This is a genomic window from Bradyrhizobium sp. SEMIA (genome assembly GCF_014844175.1).
Classification (GTDB): domain Bacteria; phylum Pseudomonadota; class Alphaproteobacteria; order Rhizobiales; family Xanthobacteraceae; genus Bradyrhizobium; species Bradyrhizobium arachidis.
The window spans coordinates 7,683,873-7,707,700 of sequence record NZ_CP046601.1 but is presented as its reverse complement, the minus strand read 5'-3'; the positions used below and the strand labels follow the sequence as shown (position 1 = coordinate 7,707,700).

At 65.0% G+C, this 23,828-nt stretch carries 23 protein-coding genes and 1 pseudogene; 22 read left to right on the top strand and 2 right to left on the bottom strand.

What is annotated here, in order from left to right:
- The first annotated feature begins 6 nt into the window (after positions 1–6).
- From FOM02_RS37020 to FOM02_RS37005, 4 genes are read left to right on the top strand one after another with little or no spacing between them, the layout of a single operon-like run.
- Entirely contained in the window at positions 7–804 is a 798-nt protein-coding gene (locus FOM02_RS37020; protein WP_265440865.1) for an ABC transporter permease, read from the top strand.
- A 9-nt stretch (positions 805–813) separates the two neighbouring features.
- On the top strand, positions 814–1,473 hold the full coding sequence (locus tag FOM02_RS37015; protein WP_027564091.1) for a polysaccharide deacetylase family protein: 660 nt from the start codon (positions 814–816) through the stop codon (positions 1,471–1,473).
- A 3-nt stretch (positions 1,474–1,476) separates the two neighbouring features.
- Entirely contained in the window at positions 1,477–2,331 is an 855-nt protein-coding gene (locus FOM02_RS37010; RefSeq protein WP_027564092.1) for a fumarylacetoacetate hydrolase family protein, read from the top strand.
- A 35-nt stretch (positions 2,332–2,366) separates the two neighbouring features.
- A complete protein-coding gene (locus FOM02_RS37005; RefSeq protein ID WP_199820262.1) occupies positions 2,367–3,410 on the top strand; it encodes a cobalamin-independent methionine synthase II family protein in 1,044 nt (347 codons plus the stop codon).
- Between the two features lie 125 nt (positions 3,411–3,535).
- On the opposite strand, the gene FOM02_RS37000 is transcribed toward FOM02_RS37005, so the two are convergent.
- The gene (locus FOM02_RS37000; protein ID WP_027564094.1) at positions 3,536–4,153 is read right to left on the bottom strand and encodes a TetR/AcrR family transcriptional regulator; all 618 of its coding nucleotides are present in this window, start codon (positions 4,151–4,153) and stop codon (positions 3,536–3,538) included.
- Between the two features lie 255 nt (positions 4,154–4,408).
- On the opposite strand from FOM02_RS37000, the gene FOM02_RS36995 reads away from it, so the two are divergent.
- Genes FOM02_RS36995 through FOM02_RS36960 form a run of 8 tightly spaced genes read left to right on the top strand, consistent with a single transcriptional unit; the run spans position 4,409 to position 12,772 of the window.
- A complete protein-coding gene (locus FOM02_RS36995) occupies positions 4,409–5,269 on the top strand; it encodes an FAD binding domain-containing protein (RefSeq protein WP_027564095.1) in 861 nt (286 codons plus the stop codon).
- Complete coding sequence (locus FOM02_RS36990; protein WP_027564096.1) at positions 5,266–5,790, top strand: (2Fe-2S)-binding protein; 525 nt, start codon at positions 5,266–5,268, stop codon at positions 5,788–5,790. Before FOM02_RS36995 ends, FOM02_RS36990 begins: the two co-directional genes overlap by 4 nt.
- The gene (locus FOM02_RS36985; RefSeq protein WP_027564097.1) at positions 5,787–8,162 is read left to right on the top strand and encodes a xanthine dehydrogenase family protein molybdopterin-binding subunit; all 2,376 of its coding nucleotides are present in this window, start codon (positions 5,787–5,789) and stop codon (positions 8,160–8,162) included. Before FOM02_RS36990 ends, FOM02_RS36985 begins: the two co-directional genes overlap by 4 nt.
- Before the next feature lie 23 nt (positions 8,163–8,185).
- Positions 8,186–9,427: an ABC transporter substrate-binding protein gene (locus tag FOM02_RS36980; protein WP_027564098.1), complete on the top strand. Its 1,242-nt coding sequence runs from the start codon at positions 8,186–8,188 to the stop codon at positions 9,425–9,427.
- 10 nt (positions 9,428–9,437) lie between these two features.
- Positions 9,438–10,313, top strand: a complete 876-nt coding sequence (locus FOM02_RS36975; protein ID WP_027564099.1) for a branched-chain amino acid ABC transporter permease — start codon at positions 9,438–9,440, stop codon at positions 10,311–10,313.
- Positions 10,310–11,308, top strand: a complete 999-nt coding sequence (locus FOM02_RS36970) for a branched-chain amino acid ABC transporter permease (protein ID WP_027564100.1) — start codon at positions 10,310–10,312, stop codon at positions 11,306–11,308. The genes FOM02_RS36975 and FOM02_RS36970 overlap by 4 nt, the downstream gene beginning before the upstream one ends.
- Positions 11,305–12,060, top strand: coding sequence for an ABC transporter ATP-binding protein (locus tag FOM02_RS36965; RefSeq protein ID WP_027564101.1), 756 nt, complete (start codon positions 11,305–11,307; stop codon positions 12,058–12,060). Before FOM02_RS36970 ends, FOM02_RS36965 begins: the two co-directional genes overlap by 4 nt.
- Entirely contained in the window at positions 12,053–12,772 is a 720-nt protein-coding gene (locus tag FOM02_RS36960) for an ABC transporter ATP-binding protein (RefSeq protein WP_035729239.1), read from the top strand. Before FOM02_RS36965 ends, FOM02_RS36960 begins: the two co-directional genes overlap by 8 nt.
- Positions 12,773–13,220: 448 nt before the next feature.
- Here the strand turns inward: FOM02_RS36960 and FOM02_RS36955 are convergent, their stop codons facing one another.
- The gene (locus tag FOM02_RS36955; protein ID WP_027564104.1) at positions 13,221–15,008 is read right to left on the bottom strand and encodes a peptide ABC transporter substrate-binding protein; all 1,788 of its coding nucleotides are present in this window, start codon (positions 15,006–15,008) and stop codon (positions 13,221–13,223) included.
- A gap of 234 nt (positions 15,009–15,242) precedes the next feature.
- Here FOM02_RS36955 and FOM02_RS36950 point away from each other — a divergent pair, with 234 nt between their 5' ends.
- The 10 genes and pseudogenes from FOM02_RS36950 to FOM02_RS36905 all read left to right on the top strand — a co-directional run bounded on the left by FOM02_RS36950 (position 15,243) and on the right by FOM02_RS36905 (position 23,734).
- Positions 15,243–15,437, top strand: a complete 195-nt coding sequence (locus FOM02_RS36950) for a hypothetical protein (RefSeq protein WP_027564105.1) — start codon at positions 15,243–15,245, stop codon at positions 15,435–15,437.
- Between the two features lie 121 nt (positions 15,438–15,558).
- A complete protein-coding gene (locus FOM02_RS36945; protein ID WP_141263153.1) occupies positions 15,559–15,750 on the top strand; it encodes a hypothetical protein in 192 nt (63 codons plus the stop codon).
- A 203-nt stretch (positions 15,751–15,953) separates the two neighbouring features.
- Positions 15,954–16,736, top strand: a complete 783-nt coding sequence (locus FOM02_RS36940; protein ID WP_027564106.1) for a MetQ/NlpA family ABC transporter substrate-binding protein — start codon at positions 15,954–15,956, stop codon at positions 16,734–16,736.
- Between the two features lie 119 nt (positions 16,737–16,855).
- Positions 16,856–17,901: pseudogene (locus tag FOM02_RS36935) on the top strand (putative FMN-dependent luciferase-like monooxygenase).
- A 3-nt stretch (positions 17,902–17,904) separates the two neighbouring features.
- Entirely contained in the window at positions 17,905–18,504 is a 600-nt protein-coding gene (locus tag FOM02_RS36930) for a CMD domain protein (protein ID WP_027564108.1), read from the top strand.
- Between the two features lie 15 nt (positions 18,505–18,519).
- The gene (locus tag FOM02_RS36925; RefSeq protein ID WP_027564109.1) at positions 18,520–19,098 is read left to right on the top strand and encodes an alkylhydroperoxidase domain protein; all 579 of its coding nucleotides are present in this window, start codon (positions 18,520–18,522) and stop codon (positions 19,096–19,098) included.
- Positions 19,099–19,157: 59 nt separating this feature from the next.
- Complete coding sequence (locus FOM02_RS36920) at positions 19,158–20,315, top strand: ABC transporter substrate-binding protein (protein ID WP_027564110.1); 1,158 nt, start codon at positions 19,158–19,160, stop codon at positions 20,313–20,315.
- A 25-nt stretch (positions 20,316–20,340) separates the two neighbouring features.
- Complete coding sequence (locus tag FOM02_RS36915; protein ID WP_027564111.1) at positions 20,341–22,164, top strand: ABC transporter permease; 1,824 nt, start codon at positions 20,341–20,343, stop codon at positions 22,162–22,164.
- Positions 22,164–22,997: an ABC transporter ATP-binding protein gene (locus tag FOM02_RS36910; RefSeq protein ID WP_027564112.1), complete on the top strand. Its 834-nt coding sequence runs from the start codon at positions 22,164–22,166 to the stop codon at positions 22,995–22,997. Before FOM02_RS36915 ends, FOM02_RS36910 begins: the two co-directional genes overlap by 1 nt.
- Positions 22,994–23,734, top strand: a complete 741-nt coding sequence (locus tag FOM02_RS36905; protein WP_027564113.1) for an ABC transporter ATP-binding protein — start codon at positions 22,994–22,996, stop codon at positions 23,732–23,734. The genes FOM02_RS36910 and FOM02_RS36905 overlap by 4 nt, the downstream gene beginning before the upstream one ends.
- Positions 23,735–23,828 lie beyond the last annotated feature (94 nt).

The following is a 23,828-nucleotide window of genomic DNA, read 5'->3' as shown; positions in this document are numbered from 1 at the left end:
GCGGAGATGAGCGCCAAAACGCTGCGATATCTGATCGTGATCGGCCTGATTGCTCTGTGGGAGCTGTTGCCGCGCACCGCTCTCATTCCCGAGCTGTTTCTGCCGTCGCTGTCGTCCACGCTGATGGCGGGATGGATGGACGCAGCCGAATATGGTCACGCGCTCGCAGTGACGCTCTACGAGGTCGTCGTTTCGATGGCGTTCGCCTGCGGCGGCGGCATCCTGCTCGGCGCCATCGTCGGCAGCCTGCCGCGCCCGCGCGTGCTGATCATGCCGATGGTGTCGAGCCTCTATGCGGTGCCGCTCGTGATCCTCTACCCCGTCTTCACGGTCTGGCTTGGCATGGGCTCGGAATCCAAGATCGCGTTCGCCTCGATCTACGGTTTTCTGCCGACGATGCTCGCGACTGCCGCCGGCATCCAGACCATCGATCCGCAACTGCTGCTTGCCGCGCGCAGCATGGGCGCAACGCTGAGCCAGCGGCTGGTCCGCGTCATCATTCCCGCGGCGATCCCGACCGTGCTATCCGGCCTGCGCGTCGGCGGTGCGCTCGTCATCGTCGGCGTCGTCGTCTCGGAGATGCTGATCTCCTCGGCCGGCATCGGCTATCTGATCTCGCGCTACCGCACCATCCTCGATAGCCCGCACGTGTTCGCGGGCGTGTTGCTGGTGTTGTTCCTCGCCATCGCCTTCAACGCTGCGATCCGCTGGATCGAGCGCAAGGCGGCGATCTGGCAGACCGGCACCCGCGCCGGTCAGGCCAATGACGAGATCGCGTCGGGCGCGATGCAGCCGGCGACCTGAGGTATCCGCGTGTACGATTTGACCCTGACATTCGACAACGGCCCCGATCCCGAGGTGACGCCGCGCGTGCTCGACATCCTCGCCGAGCGCGGGATCAAGGCCACCTTCTTCGTCATCGGTGAGAAGCTCGCCGATCCCACACGGAGTGCGCTCGCGAGCCGTGCGCACGGGGAGGGGCATTGGATCGGCAATCACACGTTTACGCACAGCATTCCGCTCGGTGAGCAGAAGGACAGCAACACGGCAGAGAACGAGATCGGCCGGACGCAAGTTGCGATCGGCGATCTCGCGCATCCGCAGCGCTGGTTCCGGCCATTCGGTGGCGGCGGCAATCTCGATACGCGACTGCTGAAGCCGTCCGTCGTCGACCATCTCATCCGCAACAAGCACAGCTGCGTGCTCTGGAACTCCATTCCGCGCGACTGGGATGATCCCGACGGCTGGACCGAGCGCGCGCTCGACCAGTGCGGCCGGCAGCCCTGGACGCTGATGGTGCTGCACGATCTGCCGACCGGCGCGATGGAGCATCTCGAGCGGTTCCTCGATCGCGCTGAGGCGGCCGGCGCCCGCTTCCGCCATGATTTCCCGCCCCAATGCGTTCCCATCCGCAGCGGCGAGATCGCACTTCCGATCGACGACTATGTATCCTCCATCGAAGAGAGTGTTTGACTGATGAAAGTTGCAAGCTTCACGATCGCCGGCAGCCCGAGCTATGGCATCGTCACCGACAACGGCGTCATCGACGCCGGCAAGCGCCTGAAGGCCTATCCGACGCTGAAGGCATTGCTTGCGAAAGGTTCGCTCGACGAGCTGAAGAAACTCGCCGGCGAGAAGCCCGACTACGCGCTGCAGGATGTTGCGCTGCTGCCGACCATTCCCGATCCCGACAAGATCTTCTGCATCGGCGTCAACTACGCTACGCATCTGGCCGAAAGCGGTCACCCGACGCCGGCGCATCCGATGATCTTCACCCGCTTTGCCAACAGCCAGGTCGGCCACGGCCAGCCGATGATCCGGCCGCTGGAATCCGAGCGCTTCGATTACGAAGGCGAGATGGCCGTCATCATTGGCAAGGCCGGCCGTCGCATCTCGCGCGAGGCCGCGCTGAGCCATGTCGCCGGCTATGCCTGCTACAATGACGGCAGCATCCGCGACTGGCAGCGCCACACCTCGCAATTTGCGCCGGGCAAGAACTTTGCCGGCACCGGCGGCTTCGGCCCCTGGATGGTCACGACCGACGAATTGACCGATGTCACCAAGCAGACGCTCATCACGCGCCTCAATGGCGTCGAGGTGCAGAAGGCGCCGATCTCCGACCTCGTCTTCGACGTCCAGGCCCTGATCGCCTATTGCTCGACCTTCACCGAGCTCGCGCCCGGCGACGTCATCGTCACTGGCACGACCGGCGGCGTCGGCGCCTATCGCACACCGCCGCTGTGGATGAAGGGTGGCGACACCGTCGAGATCGAGATCTCCGGCATCGGCATCCTACGCAATCCCGTCAAGGACGAGGGGCGCGCGGCCTGAACAACGCTTTCGACAACAATAAGAAGGAGACCTCCATGCCCATGCCAACGCATATCCTGCCGACCACCGTGGTCGGCAGCTATCCGCAGCCGGAATGGCTGGTGAATCGCGCGATGCTGTCGAAGGTGGTGCCGCGCACCCGCCTGCACGACATGTGGCGGCTGCCGGCGGAGCACCTGCAGGAGGCGCAGGACGATGCCACCATCGTCGCGATCCGCGACATGGAGCGCGCCGGCATCGACATCGTGACCGATGGCGAGATCCGTCGCGAGAGCTACTCCAATCGCTTCGCTACCGCGCTCGATGGGATTGATGGCGATAATCCCGCGATGATCGTGGCGCGCACCGGCAACACCCAGACCCCGGTGCCGCGCGTCGTCGGTCCGGTGAAGCGTAAGGGACCGGTCGAGCTGCACGACATGCAGTTCCTGCGCAAGAACACGGAGCACGCCGCCAAGATCACGCTTCCCGGTCCGTTCACCATGAGCCAGCAGGCCAAGAACGAGTTCTACAAGGACGAGGAAGAGCTGGCGATGGCGCTCGCCGAGGCCGTCAATGCCGAGGCGCTCGATCTGCAAAAGGCCGGCGCCGACGTGATCCAGCTCGACGAGCCCTGGGTGCGCAACAATCCCGAGCTCGCCAAACGCTACGCCGTCAAGGCGATCAACCGCGCCTTGCACGGCATCACCGTGCCGACCGTCGTGCATCTCTGCTTCGGCTATGCCGCGGTCGTGCCGGGCTCGAACAAGCCGGCCGGCTATTCCTTCCTTGCCGAGCTCGACGACACCATTGCCGACCAGATATCGATCGAGGCGGCGCAGCCGAAGCTCGATCTCGGCGTGCTCAGGGATCTCTCGTCGAAGAAGATCATGCTCGGCGTGCTCGACCTCGCGGACCCCGCGATCGAGAGCGTCGATACCGTCGCGGACCGCATCCGCAACGGCCTCAAATATGTGTCGCCGGACCGCCTGGTTCCCGCGCCCGATTGCGGCATGAAGTATATGCCGCGCGCAATTGCGTTCGGGAAGCTGAAGGCGATGTGCGACGCCGCGGCCAGGGTACGGCAGGAGATCAGCTGACAGGATATCCAGGCACTTGAGCCGGAGGCGGGTTTGACGGAACGGGAATTCTTGCCGCGATCGAGCGACCAAGATTTTCGAGCGCTCGTTGCTTGCGCATCGATCGCCGCATGTGCGCGTCTCAATTACTGACCAAAAAGCTTCGGCATCGCCGACTTCGCGCCGTCCATGAAGGTCTGGACGGCGTCGCGGACGATGGCGTCGAGATCGGACGGGATCGGCGTCTCGTAGACGAACTTGCGGATGGCGAGATAGAAGATGCGGCCGTGCAGGCCCCAGAACAGCTCGGTCTCGCGCTCGCTCAGCGGATGGGCCTTTGCATCCGGCAGGTTCAGATCGTGGCGCAGCTCCGCTGCAGCGGGCTCGATGATCTCGCGGCGCACGATGTCGAGATAGCGGCCGGTGATGCCGAACGACTTCATGCCCGATGAGACGAAGATCCGAACCCAATTGTATTCGAACACACGTTCGACATAGTCGAGATAGAAGCGCGTCAACCGCGCCTCCAGCGAGAGCGAGCGATCCCGGATCATCGGGCCCCAATCGGGCGACCAGCGGCTGAGATAGACGTCCTGGTACACGCGCTCGATCAGCGCCTCCTTGCTCGGGAAGTGGCGATAGATCGCCGAATGCGTGATGCCCATGCGTTTTGCCAGTTCGCGGGTCTGGCCCTCGAAGCCATGCTCGGCGAAGAAGCGGATCGCCTCGTCTACGATCGCGCGCTCGCGGTCGGCCGCGCGCATGTTGCGGCGCTTTGGCGCGGACTTGCTGCCGGTGTCGGTCCGCTTCCGGACCGTTCGCTTTGCCGTTTTCTGCGCTTTTCGGGCCATTTCGTCGCTGAATCGCACGTCTCAAAGCCTTCATAGCCCAAGGTGCATTTGTGACCAAATGGTCATTTCCTGTTGACCGGCCTTCGGCGGCGTGTCAGGATTTTGAGACCAGATGGTTACAAATCTGGCATCCCGGCTGATGAGCCGATGGATATCGAGGAAACGGCGGTGAAGGCGAGGGCTTTCAGCTATTTTCGTGCTGCGACGATCGACCAGGCGCTGGATGCTCATGCGCGCGCCGGCGATGACGCGCGCTTCATCGCCGGGGGGCAGAGCCTCGTACCGGCGCTGTCACTGCGGCTGCAGGCGCCGCGGCTGCTGATCGACATCACCCACATCGACGAGCTGCGCGGCGTCAGGCGCGACGGCGGTTACTTGCGCATCGGCGCGCTGACATGCCATTGCGAGATGCTGAGCGAACCGTTGATTGCCGAGTTCGCGCCACTCTTGCATGCCGCGGCACCGTTCGTGGCCCATCCCGCGATCCGCAACCGCGGCACTTTTGGCGGCAGCGTCGCGCTGGCCGACCCAGCGTCGGAATTTCCGGCCATGACCTTGGCACTCGATGCCGAGATCGAGATCGCAGGCCCGTCCGGCAGCCGCCGCGTCAAGGCCGACGACTTCTTCCTCGATCTGTTCGAGACCGCCTTGCAGCCCGGCGAGCTGATCACTGCGGTCTACGTCCCGCTGTTCAAGGCCGATCAGCGCTTTGCGTTCGACGAGCTGGCGCGACGGCGCGGCGACTATGCGCTGGTCGGCTGCGGCATGCTTGCGACTTTCACCGGCGAACGCGTTGACGACATCCGTATCTCCTTCTTCTCGGTCGGCAATACACCAACGCGGGTGAAGGGCGCCGAGGCGACCTTGATCGGATCGAGCCTGGAGGCGGAGCGTATCGCCGCAGCCCAAGCCGCGCTCGAAGGCGATCTCGCGCCGCCTGACAGCGACGAGGTGCCGCCGGCGATGCGGCTGCATCTCGCCCGCGTGCTGCTCGGCCGCATGCTCGGACGTCTCGGTGAGGGCGCATGAGCGGCTTCGACCAAACCTTGCTGGATGATGCGGACGAGACCGTGCGGGTTCAATTGACCGTCAACGGCCGTAGGGTCGCCTGTGAGGTCGCGCCGCGTGAGACGCTGGTTGACTGCCTGCGCAACGAACTGGAATTGACGGGCACGCATGCCGGCTGCGAGATGGGCGCCTGCGGAGCCTGTCTGGTGCAGCTCGACGGCCGCGCAGTGCATTCCTGCCTGATGTTCGCCGTGCAAGCCGATGGCGCGACAATCAACACCATCGAGGGCCTTTCCGAGACCGGCGTGATCGCCGACCTCCAGGCCGAATTCCATCGTCGCAACGCACTGCAATGCGGCTTCTGCACACCGGGCATGCTGGTCAATGCCCATGAGCTGTTGTCGCAGGTAGCGCAGCCGAGCCGCGAGGAGATTCGCGACGCGCTGTCAGGCAACTACTGCCGCTGCACCGGCTATGAAGCGATCGTCGACGCCATCGAGGCCGTTGCGCAAGCGCGTGACCAAGGTGGAGGCACGAAATGAGCGCGCCGCTGACCTCGCTCGATCGTCCGAACTCCTATATCGGCCGGTCGGTACCGCGCCCGAACGCCAAGAGGCTGCTGGCCGGACGTGGCCGCTATGTCAGCGACCTCAAGCTGCCGCGCATGCTCCATGTCGCGTTCCTGCGCAGCCCGCATGCGCACGCGAAGATCGTCGCGATCAATGCCGAGCAGGCCCTCGCGCTCGAAGGCGTGCATCTCATCGCGACCGGCGTCGATCTCGCAAAGATTTGCACGCCCTGGACCGGCACGCTCGACCATTTCAAGGGCATGATTTCGGCACCGCAATTGCCGCTGCCGCTGGACCGCGTGGTCTGGGCCGGGCAGGCGGTGGTGGCCGTCGTTGCCGAGAGCCGGGCGATCGCGGAAGACGCGCTGGAACTGATCGAGGTCGACTACGAGGACCTTCCGCTCGTCGTCGACATCGACGGCGCGCGCGAAGCCAGCGGCCCGGTGATCAATCCCGGCAGTGCCACCAATACCTGCTTCCGTGCCCACCTCGACAGCGGCACAGTCGATGACGCCTTTGCGCATGCGGCGCACGTCGTGGAAGAGGAAATCACATTCGGCCGCCACACTGCGGTGACGCTGGAGCCGCGCGCCATCGTCGCGGACTACGATCCGTCCGCTGGCATGCTCACTGTGCATCACGCGACGCAGACGCCGTATCAGTTTCAGGACCTCTATTCGCGGCATTACGGCATCCCCGAGGCACGTGTCCGCGTGATCGCGACCGACATCGGCGGCTCCTTCGGGATGAAGCTGCATGTCTATCACGAGGACATGGCAGTGGTCGGCCTGTCGATCCTGCTCGGCCGTCCGGTCAAATATGTTGCGGACCGCATCGAGTCCTTTGTCTCCGATATCCATGCGCGCGATCACCGCGTTCGCGCCCGCATGGCGCTCGATGCCAAAGGCGAGATCCTGGCGATGGACGTGCTGGACCTGACGGCAATCGGGGCCTTCTCGACCTATCCGCGCACCAGCGTGGTCGAGGGCAATCAGGTGATCCGCCTGATCGGCGCGCCTTATCGGTTCAAGAATTACCGCGCCACGCTGGAGGTGATCTTCCAGAACAAGGTGCAGACCAGCCAGTATCGCGCCGTCGGCCATCCTATCGCCTGCGCCGTGACCGAGCGGCTGGTCGATATGGCAGCAACCAAGCTCGGCCTCGACCCCTTCGCCATCCGCGCGCAGAACGTCATCGCGGACGATGCCTATCCGCAGACCTCACCGACCGGCTACCGCTTCGAGGCGCTTTCGCACCAGGCCTGCTTGAAGCGCCTGCGCGAGATCATGGGCTATGATGCATTGCGGGCCGAGCAGGCCGACTTGCGCAAGCGCGGCGTCTATCGCGGCATCGGGATTGCGACCTTCGTCGAGATCACCAATCCGAGTCCCGCCTTCTATGGCGTTGGTGGCGCGCGCATCTCCTCGCAAGACGGCGCCATTCTCAGCCTGACGCCCTCGGGCGAGGTGCGCTGCCTGATCTCCGTCACCGAGCAGGGGCAGGGCACCGAGGCGATCATCAGCCAGATCGTGGCCGATCAGCTCGGCCTCGCGCAGGAGCACGTCAAGGTGATCACCGGCGATACCGAGGTGACACCGCATGGCGGCGCCACCTGGGCCTGCCGCGGTGCCGGCATTGGCGGAGAGACCGCGCTCCAGGCGACGCGGGCGCTCAAGCGCAACATCCTGGAGATCGCCGCACTCATTCTCCAGGAGCAGCCCTCAGCGCTCGACATCATCGATGGGCAGGTGATTGACGCGGCGACCCGGAACCAGCGGATGCCGATCGCCGAGATCGCACGCATCGCCTATTTCCGCTCCGACACGCTGCCGCCGGGTACCCAGGCGCAGCTCACCGTGAGCCATCACTTCGCGCCGCAAGGTTATCCTTTCGCCTTCACCAACGGCATCCAGGGCTGCTCTCTGGAGGTCGATGTCGAGACCGGCTTCATCAAGGTGCTGAAGCATTTCATCGTCGAGGATTGCGGCCGCGTCATCAATCCGATGCTGGTGGACGAGCAGCTCCGCGGCGGCATCGTGCAGGGACTGGGCGCCGCGCTGTTCGAGGAATGCCGCTACAGCGAGACCGGCCAGCTGATGAACGGCTCGCTCGCCGATTACCTCGTTCCGATGCCGATGGAGATGCCCGACATCGTCATCGCCCATGTCGAGACGCCGACCGCCGACACGGTGCTCGGCGCCAAGGGGGTCGGCGAGGCCGGCACGGCGGCGGCGTCCGCCTGCGTGCTCAACGCCGTCAACGATGCGCTCGCGCCATTCGATGCCACCATCAATTCGATTCCGATCACGCCCACCAAGGTCCTGAAAGCCCTGAAGCGATTCTAGAAAAAAGACAGTTGGAGGAAATCATGCCCAAATCCGGTCCGACCCCAAAGATAACCCGCCGCACCGCGCTCGTTGGCCTCTCGGCCGGCGCGGCACTGCTCGCCATGCCCCGGCTCGGCCGCGCTGCGGACGAGACGATCCGCATCGGTTTTCCGACGCCGCTCACGGGGCCGTTCGCCGCCGAAGCGCGCGACCAGGTCAAATGCGCCGAGCTCGCCGTCAAGCTCGTCAACGACAAGGGCGGCATCGGCGGCCGCAAGGTCGAGCTGCTGGTCCGTGACGACAAGCTCAACGCCGGCGAAGCCGCAACCCGCACGCTGGAGCTGATCGAGAAGGACAAGGTGCATGCCGTGGTCGGCGCGCTCTCCAGCGCCGTGCAGCTTGCAGTCAACGAGGTCACGCGCGCCCGCGGCGTGATCTACGTGTCGATCAGCCAGTCCGACACCATCAACGAAGCCAAGGACTTCAGCAAATACACCTTCCACGAGGCGCTGAACCCGCACATGACGACAGCGGCCGTGGCTCGGCAGACGCTGAAGAAGGGCATGAAGGTCGCGCACCTTGTGGCGGATTACGCCTATGGCCACGAGATGCTGCGCGGCTTCAAGCGCGCGCAGGCCGCGATCGGGGCCGACAATGTCGGCGAGATCCTGCATCCGTTCGGTGCTGCCGACTACTCCACCTTCATGCCGCGCCTGATGTCGATGCGGCCGGACGTGCTCTGCATCTCAAATTTTGGCCGCGACCAGGCCAATGCGATCAAGCAGGCGGTGGATTTCGGCGTGAAGCAGCAGATGAAGATCGTCGTCCCCGTGATCCTGCACAATCAGCGGCTCGCCGTTGGCCCCGACGTGTTCGAGGGCGTGGTCGGCGGCGCCAACTACTATTGGGGCCTGGAGACGCAAAGCAAGACGGCTGCTGCCTTCAATGCGGCATTCAAGGCCGCCAATGGCGGTGCGATTCCGACCGATTACGGCGCCTATGGCTATTCCGGCGTCGGATCGCTGCTGGCCGCCATGCAGGCCGCCGGCGGCACCGACACCGACAAGGTGGTCGATGCCCTTGAGAAACTGCAATACGATCTGACCAAGGGCCCGCAGCACTATCGCAAATGCGACCATCAGTCGGTGCAGTCGGTGCTGGTGCTGGAGTCCAAGAAGAAATCGGCCATGGCGGGCGACAACGATCTGTTTGCCATTCTCGCCAATGACGCGGGTTCCGACGACATGCTGCGGACCTGCAGCGAGCTCGGCCATGCCACCTAAGACATAGACGATGGACCTGTCGCTGATCATCATGCAGCTTCTCTCCGGGATCGCCCTTGGGGCGGTCCTGGTGATCACTGCGCTTGGACTGACGATCGTGTTCGGCATGCTCGGGGTGGTGAACTTCGCCCACGGCGCGCTGTTCATGATCGGGGCCTATGCGGGGCTGTATCTGGCGTCGCTGACCGGGAGCTTCTGGTGGGGGTTGCTGCTTGCGCCCATCCTGATCGGCGCCTTCGGCATGCTGATCGAGTTCGTCCTGATCCGCAGGCTCTATGGACGCTCGATCGACGATCCGCTGCTGCTGACCTTCGGCCTCAGCTACATCCTGGTCGAAGGCGTGCGCATCGTGTTCGGCAGCGACGGCATTCCGTTCCCGACTCCGCCGCAGCTGATCGGCGTGGTCGATCTCGGCATCGGCTTCTTCCCGCGTTACCGCCTGTTCGTCATCGCGCTGGTGGCGGTCGTTTTGCTGGTGCTCTGGCTGACGCTGGAGAAGACACGCGTCGGCCTGATCGTGCGCGCCGGCGCCCGCGATCCCACCATCATGCAGGTGCTCGGCGTCGATATCGGCCGGGTGTGGCTTGCGATCTTCGGCCTCGGCGTCGGCCTCGCTGCGCTCGGCGGCGTGCTCGCCGGGCCCATGCGCAGCGTCAATCCGGAGATGGGTTCGCTGGTGCTGGCGGAGGCGTTCGTGGTCACCGTGATCGGCGGGCTCGGCTCGATCGTCGGCGCCGTCGTTGCCGGCCTCATGGTCGGCATCTCCATCAGCATGGTGGCGCTGTTCGCGCCCGAGATGGCGACCATCGTCATGTTCGCGCTGATGGCGGTGGTGCTGCTGATCCGCCCGCAAGGCCTGTTCGGCGTGAGAGGGAGGACCGCGTGACGCACCCTTCGAGCGGCGAAGCGGTCGCCAAACCCTCGTCCAGCGGCCTCGGCTGGCTGCTTGAGCAGCGTGTGCTGCTCTCGATCGCAGTGCTGGCCGTGCTGCCCTGGCTGCTGCCGTCGCAAGCGCTGGCCGTCAACGTCCTGATCTACGGCGTCGTGGTGATGGGCTATAATCTCTTGTTCGGCTACACCGGGCTGCTGTCGTTCGGCCAGGCCGCGTTCTTTGGTGCCGGCGCCTATTTCACCGGCATCGCGATCGGCCGCTATGGCGTGCCGTGGTTTGCGGCCGTGCCGATCGCGGTCTTGCTGAGCACCTGTCTTGCGGCCGCGATCGGTATCGTCTCGACGCGCACGCGCGGCATTTACTTCTCCATGGTGACGCTGGCGCTGGCCCAGCTGGTCTATTACGTCGCGCTGCAGGCTTCGTCCTTCACCGGCGGCGAAAATGGCCTGCGCGGCTTCACGGTCGACCGCATCAGCCTGTTCGGCTTTCAGGTCAACTTCCTCGACCCCGTCAACAAATATTACGTGCTGATGGCCTTCGCGGCGCTGGCGATGTGGTTCCAGTCGCGCATTCTCAACTCGCCGTTCGGGGCCGTGATCGAGGCCATCCGCGAGAACGAGCAGCGTGCTCGGGCTTGCGGCTATGACGTCGAGCGCAGCAAGCTGATCGTGTTCATGCTGTCGGGCGCGATCTCCTCGCTCGGCGGCTGCATGCTGGCGCTGCATCTGTCGATCGTGCCGCTGGACATCCTGCACTACCAGACCTCCGGTATGATCGTGATGATGGTGCTGCTCGGCGGCGCCCGCAGCTTCTTCGGGCCCTTCGTCGGCGCCGCGAGCTTCCTGATCCTGGAGGACGTCATCTCGCTCTGGACGCCGCATTGGCAGATCTTTGTCGGCGCGATCTTCGTGCTGTTCGTGTTGTTCCTGCCGAAGGGCATCTGGGGCACGCTGCTCGATACGCTTCGTATCGGAAAGGCGCGGCCATGAGCGGGGAACTGCTTCGCGCCGACGGGATCGGCAAGCGCTTTGGCGGCTTCGTCGCGCTCGAAGGCATCACCGTGTCCTTTGCAGCCGGACAGCTCACCTCGATCATCGGGCCGAACGGCGCCGGCAAGAGCACGTTCTTCAACATTCTCTCGGGCGCGTTGACGCCGACCTCGGGCAAGCTGCACTTCAGGGACCGCGAGCTCAACGGCCTATCGCAACACCGCTTCGTGCATCGGGGCATCTCGCGCTCCTACCAGATCACCAACATTTTTCCCGATCTGTCCGTGCACGAGAATGTGCGCGTGGCGGCACAGGCACTGACCGTGAGCTATGACATCTGGCGCAATCGGGCCCGGCTGACCGAGCTGAACGCGCGCGCCGATACGGCGCTGGAAGCGGTGGGACTGCTTGGTCAGCGCAACGAAATGGCAAAATTCCTGTCGCACGGACAGCAGCGCGCGCTGGAGATCGCGATCGCACTGGTCTCCGAGCCGGAGTTGCTTCTGCTGGACGAGCCGACCGCCGGCATGGGGCCGGAGGAGACCAAGGACATGGTGGCGTTGCTCGAACGGCTCGCCGAGAAGCGCACCGTGCTGCTGGTCGAGCACAAGATGAAGATGGTGCTGGGCCTGTCCAAGCGCGTCGTGGTGCTGCATCACGGCCGCCTGCTGGCGGACGGTGCGCCTGACGAGATCAGGAGGAATCCGGAAGTCCGCCGGGTCTATCTCGGACAGAGTGAAGGCTATGGCTGAGACAGCGCTGCTCGAAATCAACGACCTCCACGCCTGGTATGGCGCGAGCCATATCCTGCACGGCATCTCGCTGCATGTGGCCCCGGGCGAGGTCGTTGCTCTCGTCGGCCGCAACGGTGCCGGCAAGACCACGACCTTGCGGGCGATGATGGGCCTGATGCCGAAGGCGACGGGCAGTGTGCGCTTTGCGGGCCGGGAGCTGCTGCCTCTGCGCGCCCATCAGCGCTTCCATCTCGGCCTGGCTTACGTGCCGGAGGAGCGCCGCATCGTCCCGGGCCTGTCCGTGCGCGAGAACCTGCGGCTCGGTCTGGTCGCGGCGGGCGGCGACATCGATGAAGGTACCGCGATCGACGAGATCGCCGAAACCTTCCCTCGCCTCAAGGAGCGCCTCGATCAGGAGGGTGTGACGCTCTCCGGCGGCGAGCAGCAGATGCTCGCCATTGCCCGCGCCTTGATCGGTGAGCCCAAGATGATCCTGCTCGACGAGCCCTCGGAGGGCATCATGCCTGTCCTGGTCGAGGAGATGGGCGTGCTGTTCCGCCGCCTGCGCGACGAGGGCAAGACGCTGCTGCTGGTCGAGCAGAACGTCGAATGGGCCCTGCGCCTCGCCGACCGCGCCGTCATCATCGACCAGGGCGAGGTGGTGCATCAAAGCAGCGCCGCGGCGCTGCTGGCGGACAAGGACATCCAGGAGCGTTACTGCGCGGTGTGACCGACCTCAGACTTGCCGGTCGAAATGGAATCAGTCTGGCGGCGCCAGACGCAAAGGAACTCTTCAACGTGATCGAAGCTTGAATCGGCGGGCCGGCATCGCCGCCGATGGCTGGCCTGCGCGGCCCCGCCTCCCAGCCCCCCATACCCCCCGAGGGCGGGGCTGCGCTTCATCCCGAGATACGGGTCGTGATCGTCGAGGCAGACACGATCCGGCATTAGGCCTCGCGTGAAGAAAAAGCCGCCGGGTTCTGCACCCTGGCGGCTTCGAGAAGTCCCAAGCTGTTGATCGCCTCCCCAGCCTCATGCGTACCGCCGTTACCTTGTTTGCGGCCATGCCCGGGGAGTCTAGGCGAGGGCGCCTGATTCTGCTGTGACCTGAAGCACACAACACGCGGAATGTCGCAAAGCCCGCGGGCCTTGCGTTCGCCGCTCCTTCGCGTGCGTCCTCAGACCCGATACCAGCCCGCCAGATTCCACGTGATGGTGTCCCAGCCCGAGATGTCGGCCATCAGGCTGTTGACGCTGGAATTGACGATGTGGCGCGAGAGCAGCGGCAGGAAGACGTGGGCCTCGCAGAAGGTCTCGTCGACCTTGATCAGCAGCGCGGCGCGTTTGACCGGGTCGAGCTCGTTCTGGGCGGCCTTGTAGGCCTTGTCGACTTCGGGATCGGAATAGCGCGAATTGTTGCGGCCGAGCCATTTGTTGTCCTTGGTCGCGATCTCCCAGGACACGCATTGGTTCAGCAAGCGCTCCGGATCGGGCTGCGGCTGCGTCGTGTTGTACATCTCGATGTCGGCGTAGAATTTCGAGTAGGTGTCGGGATTGCCGACATCCGAGGAGAAGAACACCGATGCGGTGACCGCCTTGATCTCGATCTCGATGCCGGCCTTCAGGCAGGCCTGCTTGATGATAGCCTGCGTCTTCTGGCGCGGCGCGTTGGTCGAGGTCTGGAACACGTATTTGAGCTTCTTGCCGTCCTTCTCGCGGATGCCGTCTGCACCCTTGGCCCAGCCGGCCTCGTCGAGGATCTTGCTCGCCTTGTCGATGTCGAACTCGTAGTTCAGCTTGGGGGACTTGAACTGCTTGGGCGCGTTGACGAAGCTCGCAGTTGCGACGGCGCCGCGTCCGTAGATGAACTTCTGGATCGAATCGCGGTCGATCAAGAGATTGATCGCGCGGCGAACGGCGGGATCGGACAGCGTCGGGTGCTTGGTCTTGACGCTCGACCGCTCGCCGTCGACCTCGGTCCAGGGATCCGTCGTGTTGAGGATGATGAACTCGACATTGCCGGAAGGCGTGATGTCGAGCTTGCCTTTGCCGCCCGCCTCCATGCGCTTGAGGACCTCCTCCTCCACCTGCATGTTCCAGGCAAAATCGTATTCGCCGGTCTGCAGGACGGCGCGCGCCGCGGAGACCGCATCGCCGCCGCCCTTGATCTCGATCGTGTCGAAATGCGGCTGATTCTTGATGTGATAGTCGGGATTGCGTTCGGCGCGGATCAGGTCGCCCGGCTTGAACTCGACGAACTTGTACGGCCCGGTGCCGACCGGCTTCAGATTGCCGGGCGCCTCGCGCGACTTCGCGCCGACATAGTCGGCGAAATGATGTTTTGGCAGGATCTGGCCGACCGAGCCGACGAAGGGATCGGCCCAGAACGGCGTCGGGGCCCTGAAGTTCACCTTGACGGTATGGTCATCGATTTTCTCGACCTTGATGTCTTTGTAGGATCCCGTGGTGTAGGCCGCGGTCGCAAGATCGGCGGCATAGGCCCACGTGAAGACGACGTCGTCGGCGGTGAAGGGCTTGCCGTCATGCCACCGCACGCCCTGCTTCAGCTTCCAGATCACGCTCATGCCGTCCGCCGCAAGGCCGCCATTGGCCTTGGTCGGCGCCTCGGCGGCAAGGCAGGGGATGAGGTTGCCCTCCTTGTCCCAGCCCGCGAGCGGCTCGAAGAAGATGCGCGAGGCGATCTGGTCCTTGGTGCCGAGCGCGAAATGCGGATTGAGCAGAGTGGGAGCCTGCCAGAGCAGGAGCTTCAGCGGGCCGCCGCCGCCGGCCTTGGTCGGCTTGTAGGGCAGCGTGGCGTCCGCCATCGCCACGTCATTCCAGAGCAGGATCTGGCTTGCGATCGGCGCCGCGATCCCGACCGCGGCCATGGTCTGGATGAACCCGCGCCGCGACAACGTGCCTTGCTTCACCTCCGCGATTGCCTTGCGGATGTCGTTCTCGTCCATCAGATGGCCTCCACTTGGAACATTCGTCGCCAGCGTCCCATCATGTTTCATCACGGACGAGGCGGCAATGCCGGCAAGGGGCGGCAAGAGCGGAAAACCCTGCGGCGAAATGGCGGAGGCGCGCGGCGGATAAGCATGGTCGATCGCCGGCCACGCCTGCTTTCACGGGGATGGTTGTGGAACGCCGCAGCGCGACGGCCGTTCCATCTTTTTAGGCGGGATCAGGAGGCTCCGATGGGCGAGGGAGAAGACCATTTTGCGCGTCTGCTCGGGCGGGCGGCGATGGACGTGTGGGGAGATATGCCCCGCGACATCCAGGAGGCGCTGTTCGAGACCGCGATGAAGCAGCGCGACGGCGAGCGCGAAGACCTCGCACGGCTGCTGCACGCGCGCCACCCGCGCACGCAGCATCCGTCAAAGCCGGCTTGAAGCGCCGGGCCGTTCGTCCCCAGGAGGAACGTTCGCAAGCGAACCTCGTTTTCCAGACGGGCGTTGCGTCAGATGCAGCGGGCGAGAGCGGCACGCGAATTTGTTCGGCGAGGTGATCTTCGTGAGCGACCTGTTTATCGGAATGTCGATCGGAAAATGGTACGATCCGATCTCGGAGCGATGGATCACGCCGCCTGAGGCCAAGCCGGCCGATAGCCGCTCGCGCTCGGAGCCGGAGGCAAGCCCCGATGTCCGCAAAAGGTGCGAAACCCAGCGAATCTGGAATCTGCTGGTCGACAGCGCGCGAGGATGACGTCGAGAGAGCGCGGCCGGCCATGATGTGCCGGCCGTTTGTCGCGGGCGCAATCGCTGCCGCCAATTCGTTTCACGTCCGGTGGCGAATCGAGAAGGCGCAGCCCACGACTTGCCGCCAATATGGATATTCATTTCATTGATTTCGCCCGGCGGAGAAGCGAATACGGTTCCCATCATTGCCGCAGACTGCCGGAGACCAAGATGTCGTTTCGCCTTCCCCTGATCCTTGCAACCGTGCTCGCCGCCTGGTCCGCTGCTGCGAGCGCCGAGACCATCAAGATCGGCGTGACGCCGGGACCGCATGCGCAGATCCTCGAAGCGGTGAAGCCGGTCGCCGCCAAGCAGGGCCTCGACATCCAGCTGATCGAGTTCTCCGACTACGTCGTGCCGAACGCCGCGCTGGATGCCGGCGAGATCCAGGCCAATTCGTTCCAGAACCAGCCTTATCTCGACAACCAGAAAGCCGATCGCGGCTACAAGATCGAGTCCGTCGCGCTGACCGTGAACTTCCCGATCGGCGTCTATTCGAAGAAGCACAAGGCCTTTGCCGATATCCCCGAGGGCGGCAAGGTCTCGATCCCGAACGATCCGACCAATGGCGGCCGCGTGCTGCTGCTGCTGCGCGACAAGGGCGTGATCAAGCTGAAGGAGGGCACCGGCTTCAAGCCGACGGTGCTCGACATCACCGAGAATCCGAAGAAGCTGAAGTTCATCGAGGTGGATGCGGCGCAGGCGCCACGCGCGCTCGACGACGTCGACGCCGCCGCGATCAACACCAATTATGCAACCCAGGCTGGGCTCGATCCGGTCAAGGATCCGATCCTGCGCGAGGATCCGAAGGGGCCCTATGTCAACCTGATCGCGGTCCGCACCGCCGACAAGGACAAGCCCTGGGTCAAGACCCTCGTGGACAGCTACCACACGCCGGAGGTCAAGGAGTTCGTCCTGACCAAGTTCAAGGGCGCGGTGCTGCCGAGCTGGTAGGCAGACTGCCTGGCTCCAGCGCAGGGCCGTCCCGGCGGGCAGCCTTGCGCAATGCCCGCTTGTCTGGAGCTGCGGCAACCGACATCATCGGGGCCCATTCTCGCCCGGCAGGGGTCGTAATGAAACGCTTCGCAAACCTGAAACGACTGGGATTCTTCACGCGCCTCCTCGACGAGGCGCGCCCGCCGAGCGCTACCGCTTTGCAGCCGAGCAGATCGTGCGCGCCGAAAAGGCGGGCCTCGATTCCGCGTGGATCGCGCAGCATCATTTCCACGAACGCGAAGGCGGCCTGCCGTCGCCCTTCACCTTCCTGGGCTATGTCGCCGCCCAAACCTCGCGCATCCGCCTCGGCACTGGCATCGTCACCCTGCCGCTTGAGAACGCGGTGCGGGTGGCCGAGGACGCTGCCGTCCTCGACCTCATCTGCAACGGCCGCTTCGAGCTCGGCGTCGGCACCGGCGGTAACCCGTCGGCCTTTGCCGCCTTCGGCCTCGACAGCACCCAGCGCAACGAGATCTTTGCGCGCAATCTGGCGGTCGTCCGCGCCGCGCTGACCGGCAAGGTGCTCGAAGGCGGCGACACGCTCTATCCGCAGCGGCCGCAACTGGACGGTCGGATCTGGCAGGCGACGTTCTCGGTCGCCGGTGGCGCCCGCGCCGGCAAGGCGGGCGATGGCCTGTTGCTGTCGCGCACCCAGCCGCGGACCAAGGACGCGCCGAAGGCGACGCTTGCCGAGATCCAGAACCCGATCATCGATGCCTATCTCGAAGCACTGCCGCCGGGCTGCGAGCCCCGCATCATGGCCTCACGCAGCGTCTTCGTCGCCGACGACCACGCCGAGGCGATGCGCCTCGCAGACCTCGGACTGCGGCGCGCGCTGCCGCAATTCATGAAGGGCGGGCACCTGCCCCCGGGCGAGACGCTGGAGGAGATGATCACGGCGTTCGACACCCATGTTGGCGCGGCCGACGACGTCATCGCCTCGCTCCGCACGGATGCTACGCTGGAGCGGGTGACCGATCTGGTCTTCCAGGCCCACTCGGTCGATGCGCCGCATCCCTATATCCTGCGCTCGATCGAGCTGGTCGCGGAGAAGGTCGCGCCGGCGCTGGGCTGGGTCCGGACGGCGGCGACTGATGCGCATCAACGTGTTGCACGAGGCTGAATGATGGCAACAGAAGATATCATCGACACGCTCGCCGGGATCGAGCCGGGCTCGGCTCTGGACGCCATCCGTGCCCGCCGTCTTCAGGCGCGCGAGAACGCGCAGAAGAGCTATCTCTCTCTGTTCGAGCCGATCGACGCCGGCGAGTTCTCGCTTGTGGAACGCGCGGCAATCGCGCTCTTCGTCATCGGGCTGCACCGCGAGCCCAATTTCACCGCCTTCTACCGCGCGAAGCTGGCTGCGACCGCCGATGGCGCGCGCCTGGTGGAGGTTGTCGAAGCCGAAATCGGGCGCGGCGAAACCTCAGGGCCGTACGGCGCGTATCCGGCCGGGCCGTTGTCAGCCGAGAACACGGCCGGCTTGATCTACCGCGTGAGTGCAGAGGGCAAGTCCGCCCTTGGCGGCAGACTAGCCGCGGCGTTCGAGCACGCGCATCTGCTGGTGTTCCGTCCGCGCGATGCCGCGTCCGCCGACATGAAGGCACTGCTCGCCGCCGGCTGGTCGACCAGCGGCATCGTCACGTTCTCCCAGCTCGTCGCATTCCTGTCGTTCCAGGTGCGCGTCGTCACCGGCTTGCGCACGCTCGCTGCCGTGAATGCATAAGAGGAGGCAGCAATCATGAGCGCCACCGTCAATCCGCCCGTCGTCTTCACCCAGGATGAGCTCGGCTGGGTCTCCTGGATCGATCCGCTGCCCGAGGCCGAGTTGACCGAACGGCATTTCAACGGTCTCGTCGATCGCGCCCGCGCCAAGTCGGAATATTTCCGGCTGCTGGTACGCGACCCTGAAGTCCTTGAAGCCCGGACCAAGACCGACAAGGACGTCTTCTACAACGTGGCCGACGGCCTGCCGCGCGCCGAGCGTGAGCTCGCGGCTACCGCGACCTCGCGCTACAACGGCTGCATCTATTGCGCGTCCGTGCATGCGCGCTTCGCCAGCACCTATTCCAAGCGCCGCGACGACGTGCAGCGCCTGCTCGACGAGGGCGTCAAGGCCGATCTCGGCGAGCGCTGGAACGCCGTGGTCAAGGCCTCGGTGGCGCTGGCGGCGACGCCGATCGCGTTCGGTCCTGAAAATATCGAGGAGCTGCGCCGGGCCGGGCTCGACGATGCCGAGATCGTCGACGTCATCAACGGCGCCTCGTTCTTCAATTGGGCGAACCGGCTGATGCTGTCGCTCGGCGAGCCCTCGAAATAGGCAGTCTCGCCGGCACAAGAATTGCTGCTTGTTTCAACATTGAGTGGATGGAGCCGTAGATGAGCAACATCGATCGCCGTACCCTGGTCAAAGGCTCGCTCGCTGCCATGATGGCGGGAGCCGCCTTCTCGCGCAGCGCGTTTGCGCAAGCCTCCGAGCCGATCCTGCTCGGCGTCAGCGGTCCTCTGACCGGGCCGAATGCGCAATATGGCACGCAGTGGAAGCAGGGATTTGATCTCGCACTCGACGAGATCCAGGCGGCCGGCGGCATCAACGGCCGCAAGCTCGCTTATCAATTCGAGGACAGCCAGAGCGATCCCCGCCAGTCGGTCGCAATCGCGCAAAAATTCGTCTCCGATCCCCGCATCGTCATGGAGCTCGGCGACTTCTCCAGTCCCGCCTCGATGGCGGCATCGCCGATCTATCAGCGCGGCGGCCTCGTGCAGTTCGGCTTCACCAATTCGCATCCTGACTTCACCAAGGGCGGCGACTTCATGTGGAGCACATCGGTCAGCCAGGCCGACGAGCAGCCGCTGTTGGCGCGCTATGCGGTGAAGCGCCTCGGCCTGAAGAAGCTTGCGGTGCTGCACCTCAACACCGATTGGGGCCGCACCAGCCGCGACTATTTCGTCAACGCCGCGAAGGAATATGGCGCGGAGATCGCGGTCACCGAAGGCTACATCGCGGAGGAACGCGACTTCCGCTCCACCCTGGTGCGCGTGCGCGATGCCAATCCGGACGGACTGATCCTGATCTCCTATTACTCCGACGGCGCGTTGATCGCGCGCCAGGCGCGCCAGGTCGGATTGAAGCAGGTGATCTGCGCCGCAAGCTCGGTCTACTCGCCGAAATTTTTGGAGCTCGGCGGCGAGGCGGTCGAGGACGTCCATGTCGGCACGCGTTACTTCCCAGAAGACCCGCGGCCCGAGGTGCAGAAGTTCATTGCCGGCTTCAAGAAGAAATACAACGGGCTGGAGCCCGACGCCTTCAACGCCTACTCCTATGATGCGATGAACATGGCGGCCGCGGTGGTGAGGATCGGTGGCGCCGACCGCAAGGCGATCCGTGACGCCTTCACCAAGGTCAAGGACGTTCCCAGCGTCATCTTCGGCACCGCGACGTTCGACGTCGCGACCCGCCGCGTCAAGGGCGCCATGAATGCCGAGCTGGTCGTGCGCAAGGGTCAGTTCGCGCTCTGGGACGGCAAGCCGACCTGATCTCCCTCCTCAGTAGGAACCCAGCGTGTCTTCCTGGTTCGACTACACGATCAACGGGCTGATCGTCGGCAATGTCTACGCCCTCGTTGCGGTCGGGCTCGCGCTGATCTTCGGCGTCAGCCGGCTGATCAACTTCGCGCAAGGCTCGATCTATCTGGTCGGGGCCTATATCGGCTGGGTCGCGGTGGTGCAGCTGCATACGCCGCTGCCGCTCACCATCATCGTGGTCGCGGCGGCAGCTGCGATCGTCGGCTTGGTCATCGAACGTTTCGGCCTGCGGCCGCTCCAGAACTCGGTGCGCATCGCGCCGCTGCTGGCGACCATCGGCATCAGCTTCGTGCTCGATCAGCTGGTGATGCTGACCTTCTCGCCCAACCCGCGCGCGCTGCCGAGCCAGTTGCCTGATGTCCGCTTCCAGGTCGGCGGCGGCACCATCGGGCCGCTCGACCTGCTGATCGCCGGCGTCGGCATCACCAGCGCGCTCTTGCTGTTCGTGTTCCTGCGCTACTCTAAGCTCGGCTGGGCGGTGCGCGCGGCCTCGCAGGACCGCGACGCCGCGATGCAGATGGGCGTCGACGTCAACCGCGTCAATCAGGCGGTGTTCGGCATTGCCGCAGCGCTCGGCGGCGTCTCCGGCATGCTGGTCGGCATGTACTACAACCAGATCGACACCGCGATGAGCCTGCAGGCGACGCTCAAGGGCGTCGTCGCCGAAGTGGTCGGCGGCGCCGGCAACGTACCCGGTGCTGTCATCGGCAGCCTGCTGCTGGGCCTCGTCGAGAGCTACGGCGTTGCCGTGTTCGGCACCAGCTACCGTAATCTGTTCGCGTTCCTGCTGCTGGTGGTCGTGCTCGTGTTGCGGCCGAACGGATTATTCGCCAGCGCGCGGCAGGCACCGCCCGAGCCGCTCACCGGCACCTTCATCGCGCCGAGCCGCCCGGTGCGCATTCCGCGCTGGGCGTTGCTGGTCGCGGTCGCGATCTTCGCGGTCCTGCCGTTCTTCCCGGTGTCCTTCTACGTGCTCCAGACCCTGATCAACGCTTGGCTGCTCGGCATGCTCGCGCTCAGCCTGACCCTGGTGGCGGGCACGATGGGGCAGGTCTCGCTCGGGCACGCGGCGCTGCTCGCGATCGGCGCCTATACCTCGGCGCTGCTGTCGCTGACCCTCAACGTTCCGGTCGGTCTCGCCATCATCGCCGGCGGGCTGATGAGTGCCGCGCTCGGCACGACGCTGATCTCCCCGTCGTTCCGGCTGCGCGGGCATTATGTGTCGATCGCGACGCTCGCGATCGGCGAGATCGTGTCGCTGGTGATCCTGAACTGGGAAAGCGTGACTCGCGGACCGATCGGCATCTCCGGCATCCCGCCGCTGTCGCTGTTCGGCTACGATCTGGTCAGCCCGACTTCGATCTACTGGTTCAGCTTTGTCGTGATGGTCGCACTCGCTTTGCTGCAGGGCCGCTTGCTCGGTTCGCACCTTGGCCGCAGCTTTCGCGCCATCCGAGACGACGACATCGCCGCGCGCGCCTATGGCCTCAGCCTCAACCGCTACAAATCGCTGGCCTTCATCTTCGGCGGTTTTGCTGCCGGCGTCAGCGGCGCCATCGCCGCGCATCTCTATTCCTACATCAACCACGAAACCTTCAACACGCAGCAATCGATTCTGGCGCTGACCGTCGTTATCCTTGGCGGCCTCGGCAATGTCGTCGGCGCCATCGTCGGGGCGGTGGCGCTGGTCGGCCTGCCCGAAGTGTTCCGGATCGCGGCGGAGTACCGCATCCTGATCTACGGCATCGTGCTGCTCTTGCTCGTGCGGTTCAGGCCGCAGGGCCTGCTGGGGACGATGTGATGGCGGAGCCTATGCTGTCCCTGCGCGGACTGACGCGCCGTTTCGGCGGCCTCACCGCCGTCGATGCCATCGATCTCGATCTCGCCAGGGGCGAGCTCATCAGCATCATCGGCCCGAATGGCGCCGGCAAGACGACGCTGTTCAATCTCGTGACCGGGCTCGACCGGCCTGATGCCGGCACGGTCCATTTCGAAGGCCAGGACATCACGGGCTTGTCGCCGGAACGGCTTGCGGCCGAAGGCATCGCGCGCACGTTCCAGCTCGGCCGCGTCTTCGGCAATCTCAGCGTCATGGACAATGTCCTGATCGGCGCGCACACGCGGCTGCGCGCCGTGAAACCGGCGGTGCCGGTGATCGGCCCGCTGCTGGAATTGGGCTTGGCTCTGTTGCGCCCGGCCAGCGTCAAGGCCGAGGAAGAGCGGCTGCGGGAGGAGGTGAGGGCCATTCTCGCGCGCTTCGGCGAGCGGCTGCTGCCGCGGATCGACCAGCCGGCCTACAGCCTGTCCTACGCCAACCGCCGCCGTGTCGAGATCGCGCGCGCGCTCGCGCTGAAGCCGCGCCTCTTGCTGCTGGACGAACCAACCGCCGGCATGAACCCGACCGAGACGGCGGAGATGCAGGCGCTCGTGGCCGAGCTGAAGGCGGAAGGGCTGACCATCCTCCTGATCGAGCACAAGCTTGAGATGGTGATGCGGCTCTCCGACCGCGTCATCGTCATGGACGAGGGCAAGAAGATCGCGGAAGGGCCGGGCGAGGAGGTCCGCAACGATCCCAAGGTGATCGAGGCCTATCTTGGTCACGGCCTGACGCCAGAGCAGGAGAGCGCGGCATGACGGCGAGCACACCCGAACCGCTGCTGGTGCTGTCGAACGTCAACACGTTCTATGGCCAGGCCCAGGTGCATTTCGACCTCTCGATCACGGTCGCGCGCGGCCACATCGTCTGCCTGCTCGGCGGCAATGCCAGCGGCAAGTCGACGACGATGAAGATCATCTTGGGACTCGTGAAGCCGCGTTCGGGTGATGTGACTTTCGACGGCGCCTCGCTGCTTGGCCTGTCCACGCCGCAGATCGTCCGCCGCGGCATCGCCTCGGTGCCGGAGGCGCGGCGCCTGTTCGCCGACATGAGCGTCCGCGAAAATATCCTGATGGGCGCCTTCGTGCGCAACGATCGCGATGCGGTGGCGCAGGATCTCGACAGGATGCTGACACTCTTCCCAAAGCTCGGTCAGCGGCTGTCGCAGCGTGCCGGCTCGCTCTCCGGCGGCGAGCAGCAGATGGTCGCGATGGCGCGCGCGCTGATGAGCCGTCCCAGGATGATCGTGATGGACGAGCCGACCATGGGCCTGTCGCCGCTCTATGTCGATCGCGTGCTGGAGCTGATCCGCACCATCAACCAAGAAGGCGTGTCCGTCTTCATGGTCGAGCAGAATGCCAGCCTCGCGCTCGAGATCGCACACGAGGCCTATGTGCTCCAGACCGGCAGGATCGTGCTGTCAGGCCCGGCGCGGGCGCTGGCGGACGACCCCCGCGTGCGGGATGCCTATCTCGGCGGCTCCGAGGCGGCGTAGTGCGATCTATCCACTCGTCATGGCCGGGCTTGACCCGGCCATCCACGTCTTAGGCTGCAGCGCGAAGAACGTGGATGCCCGGGACGAGCCCGGG